This window comes from Bradyrhizobium sp. AT1 (assembly GCF_001590795.1).
GTDB lineage: Bacteria > Pseudomonadota > Alphaproteobacteria > Rhizobiales > Xanthobacteraceae > Bradyrhizobium.
On record NZ_JXDL01000001.1, the window covers coordinates 4,689,602 to 4,691,775 of the forward strand.

Below are 2,174 nucleotides of genomic sequence, written 5' to 3' on the forward strand. Positions count from 1 at the left end.
GCGGGTCAGCGTCGAGGCCGCCGATTCCAGCTGCACGGCGGAGGCCGAGACGTTGGAGACGATGGCGCCGACCGCGCTCTCGAAATCGTCGGCAAAGCGGATCAGCTCGGCGCGGCGGCTGGCGGCCTGCTCCCGGTTCTGGACCTCGCTGGCGGCGGCATCGCGCTCGGCCTTGGCCACGGCCTGAACCTTGAACTCCTCCACCGCGCCGGCCATCTCGCCGATCTCGTCCTTGCGGCCGAGACCCGGCAGCACGACGTCAAAATTACCCGAGGCCAGCTCGCGCATCGCCTTGCACATCGCGATCATCGGACGCGAGATGCCGTTGCCGAGCATCAGGGCGAGCACAGCGCCGATGGCGAGGCCGCCGAGCGCCAACATCACCATCAGCCGCTCGGTATCCACGATCGTCGCATTGGCGCTCGCTTCGATGCGCTGCTGATCGGCGGTCAGCTCCGATCGCAGCTCGCCCGAGAGCTTGAGGATGCCCGCCGCCGTCTTGGTCATCTCGCCGTTCAGCTTGACGATGATCTTCACGTTCTCCGACAGCTTGGTGAAGGAGGTGCGGTACTGCTTCAGGAGGTTGCCGATCTCCGTTACGCGGTCGGTGATCTTCTGATCGTTCGCATAGATCGAGACCAGCAGCGTCTCCAGGAATTTGACGCGCGCGATCACGCCATCGGCGGTCTTCGGCTCCGGCTTGGCGACGAAAGCGCCGACCGAGGTGGAGACCGCGAGGTATTGCGAGGTGATGTCCTTGGCCGTGGTCTGGACCGAGGACAGCCCCGCCAGCGCGGCCGTATCGGCGAGATCGTCGAATTTGAAGCGGATCTTGTTGCCGACGCTGTTGAGCTCATCGGCCGCGATCTTGTTGTTCTCACGCGTCAGCGTGATGATCTCTCCGAACACTTTCGTGAAGCGCTGGAACTCGGCCTCGAGCTTGCCGACCTCCTCGCGTCGGGCAGCCCCGGTCGTGGCGGACATCGACTTGGCGATCGCACTCCTCAGATTCTCTTCAGCCGCCTTGGCCGCGGTCTCGTCCTCGGCCGCGCCGGTCAGGGTATAGGCCCGCGCCAGTCCTTGATAGGCGATCAGTTCGCGGTCGACCGTCCGCGCGAGGTCGGCTTCCGACACGCTGGTTCGGTAGGAGGCGACGGCGCCGGCAATCCGCTCGAAGCCGAAATAGGCGAAAGCCATACTGACGGCGAGGATGGCTAGCACTGCCACGAAGCCGAGGATGATCTTTGCACGAAAACGCAACGTTGGCAGCTTCGATTGGCTCGACTTCGACTTGACCGACATTCCCCCACCCCATTCCATTCGCGGAAAACCAGGCGCAGCCCGGAAGCAGCCCGCTTCCTGACTCGTCCGTACGGTAATTGGCAAAGGATAAGCTGTGGTAAATTTGCGACGCCGCAACTGGCGGTTAGATGACGCAGGGAATTGTTAAGGGGCGCTTTCCCGCGCCGTTACAATTGGTGCCGCGCCAAGCTCCGCAGTCGTCCCGGACAAGCGCAGCCAAGCGGAGCGCTGATCCGGTACCCATAGCCCCAGGATCGTGTTGGGCGAAGACTCGGAGTGGCCGGGGTCGCTCCACGATCACTGCCGGGATTTAGGGGGCCCGGATCGGAGCGCGCCTTGAGGGCGGGCTTGTCCAGGACGACGGCGGAGAGTGGAGCAGCAGCGCAGCGTATAACTGGCAACGAACCGAGCGAGCTTACGCCGCCCGGATATTCCCCATGAAGCGGTCGAGCTCGGCGCGCAGGCGGGTGCTTTCGGATGACAGCGTCTTGGCCGAGTGCAGCACCTCTTCCGAGGCCGAGCCGGTCTCGGCGGCGCCGCGGTTGACCTGGCCGATGTCGGTGGCCGCGGTCTGGGTGCCCTGTGCAACGGTCTGGACGCTGCGCGCGATCTCCTGCGTTGCCGCGCCCTGCTGCTCCACCGCGCTCGCGATCGAGGTCGAGATCGACGAGATCTGGCCGATGGTCGCCCCGATCTCCTTGATCGCGGCAACCGATTCGGCAGTGGCGCCCTGCATGCCGGTGATGTGCGAGGAGATCTCGTCGGTCGCCTTCGCGGTCTGGCTCGCCAGCGATTTCACTTCGCTCGCAACCACCGCAAAGCCGCGGCCGGCCTCACCGGCGCGCGCCGCCTCGATGGTGGCATTGAGCGCT

At 65.2% G+C, this 2,174-nt stretch carries 2 protein-coding genes; both read right to left on the reverse strand.

Annotated features, from left to right (window positions below; all coding sequences use genetic code 11):
* Positions 1–1,302, reverse strand: a 1,302-nt coding sequence (locus SE92_RS21780) for a HAMP domain-containing protein (protein ID WP_198172740.1), incomplete at its 3' end; no start/stop codon positions are given.
* A 415-nt stretch (positions 1,303–1,717) separates the two neighbouring features.
* Positions 1,718–2,174 (reverse strand): methyl-accepting chemotaxis protein (locus tag SE92_RS36775; RefSeq protein WP_245324661.1); only part of this gene is annotated, 457 nt, incomplete at its 5' end.